Annotated in this window: 2 protein-coding genes and 1 tRNA gene; all 3 read left to right on the top strand. The window is 44.6% G+C overall.

Annotated features, from left to right (window positions below):
- Positions 1-31: 31 nt before the first annotated feature.
- Positions 32-108: transfer RNA gene (locus OEY64_13250), tRNA-Arg, on the top strand.
- A gap of 570 nt (positions 109-678) precedes the next feature.
- A complete protein-coding gene (locus OEY64_13245) occupies positions 679-1,074 on the top strand; it encodes a single-stranded DNA-binding protein (protein MDH5543909.1) in 396 nt (131 codons plus the stop codon).
- Between the two features lie 12 nt (positions 1,075-1,086).
- Positions 1,087-2,422, top strand: a 1,336-nt coding sequence (locus tag OEY64_13240) for a DNA topoisomerase (GenBank protein ID MDH5543908.1), incomplete at its 3' end; no start/stop codon positions are given.

Raw genomic sequence — 2,422 nt, 5'->3', positions numbered from 1 at the left:
CCGTATAATACGCAAGTCGTTTTTTTAGTGTGGCTTCGTAGCTCAGTAGGATAGAGCAACAGATTCCTAATCTGGAGGTCGCGTGTTCGAATCACGCCGAGGCCACCATTAATCAACAAGTTACCATTCCATTCCTCAATTTACACTTCATATAGGTAACCTATAGGTAACTCTCCATGCCAAATTAAAACAAATAAATAAATTAAAAATATATATTCTTGAAGCCGGATTGAAGTCCAAACCCCACAGCACTCAGCAATTACCGTGTCCGTTACATCGAGGATGAAATCTTAAGTGAAAACAGGATCAGGATTCTGGTATCCTCTTGAGACCACCAACTTACTATCAACGGCTTAGCCATTTCCCTTATTCTTTTAAAAGCTTTGTCATTAATATCTCCTTAGGGTCAAATTGCCTTGGTAAAGGAATTCTAACTGAGAATTTTATTTTTCACAAACTTTCAGCTTCTTGAAGACTTTGACTATCGTCATCCCTTGGAATAAGCTCACTTCTGCTTCCCGCAACATGTTGATTATCTGTTCAGGTGTAAATCCTTTCCTTGGCATACCTATTTTGAATAATTTTCGATACAAACATAACTATCATTCACCTATCGTAAACAGGGGTACCCCCTTCGCATATTAAGGTTATGACACTTTAATTAATGGAGGAAGGCAGATGTTCAATAATTTCACTGGGATCGGCAACCTTACGGCGGATCCTGAAAAATCGGCGATACCAGGCACAGGGACCACAGTCGCTAAATTTTCAGTAGCCATCAACTCAAAATTCAACGTAAAAGAAGAATCAAGGGTCGAAACTCTCTTTCTGAACACCGTCGCATTCGGCAAAATCGCCGAAGCGTGTAATACCTACCTCAAGAAAGGGAGTCTTGTACTTGTTGACGGAAGGCTTCGCGAAAACTCATGGGAGAAAGACGGCCAGAAACATAAGAAACTCGAACTCATCGCCAGCAAGGTGAAATTCCTTCCGATGAACGGCAAGGAGAAGGGGAACGGGGAATCAGTCGAAGAAACCAACCTGAATCCTGAAGACGATGACATCCCCTTCTAGCGGAGCAAAAGCGTGAGCGGGAAACAGGCTGCCAAGTTAATCCTTTGTGAGAAACCATCGCAGGCACGCGACATCGCAACAGGCCTTGGAATCAACTTCACAAAGCGAGACGGCTATCTGGAAGGGACCGGGTATATCGTTACATGGGCGTTCGGCCATCTTGTAGAGCTGGAAGATGCAGAGTTCTACGACAAGCGTTTTTCTAAATGGGATATTGGAACGCTCCCTATCCTGCCCGAAGAATTCAAGTACAGGATAAACAAGAAAGGGGCTTCCCAATTCAAGACAGTTAAGAAGTTAATCAACTCCACCGCTACCGGGAAGATCGTCATCTGCACGGATCCTGGACGCGAAGGGGAACTTATCGCCCGACTCATTCTAAAACTATCAGGAAACAAAAAGCCTCTATTCCGATTCTGGACATCTAAAGCTTTGACGCCTGCGACCGTGATGGAAGGCTTCTCTACGCTAAGGAGCGCAAGCGAATTCGACAGGCTCTACCTCTCCGCAATGTTGCGTCAGCAGGCTGACTGGCTTATTGGAATTAACGCGACACGGGCGTTCACTGTTAAATTCGGAGAATTGTATTCACTCGGCAGGGTACAAACGCCTACCTTGCGAATAATCGTGGACCGCGAACTTGATATACGCAATTTCAAACCTGTCCCCTACTGGCTCGTGAAAGCCGAATTCAAACATGCCAACGGCATATACGAAGGATCGTGGATACCTTCACCTGAGAATGTTAAAAGCAAAAAGGACGAAAAGAATGAATCGGAAGATATACAGGAACTATCCTCAAGAATATTCGATGAAAAACAGGCGATTGCCATCAGCAACAGCGTTGATGGAAAACCGGGAACTATCGCTTCCATTTCAATGGAACCAAAAACGGAACGTCCCCCGCTCCTCTTCTCACTTACGGATCTGCAAAGGGAGGCAAACATCCGGTTCGGAGTTTCGGCAAAAGAGACACTCGATACCGCACAGGCTCTCTACGAAAAACATAAAGCAATATCGTATCCAAGAACTGAAAGCAGACATTTAAACGAAGAGCTGGCTCCTGAAGTCGGCCACCTTTTAAAGATCCTTAGCGGGAAAGGTCCTGTTAAATTCGACCTTTCAAAAACAGCAGTAACTGCAAAGAATAAAAGTGTATTCGACTCCGAAAAACTCACGGACCATCACGCGCTTATACCTACATTAAACATCCCGGATGCCAGGCGGCTGTCAGATAACGAACTGAATATTTACTCGCTGATAGTCGCAAGGTTCCTTGCGGCGTTTCACCCACCATACAAATACCTATCCACAAAGGTCATCACGAAAGTGGAACATTCATATTTTA

Source organism: Nitrospinota bacterium, from assembly GCA_029881495.1.
Classification (GTDB): domain Bacteria; phylum Nitrospinota_A; class UBA7883; order JACRGQ01; family JACRGQ01; genus JAOUMJ01.
This window is presented reverse-complemented; position numbering and strand designations above follow the sequence as displayed.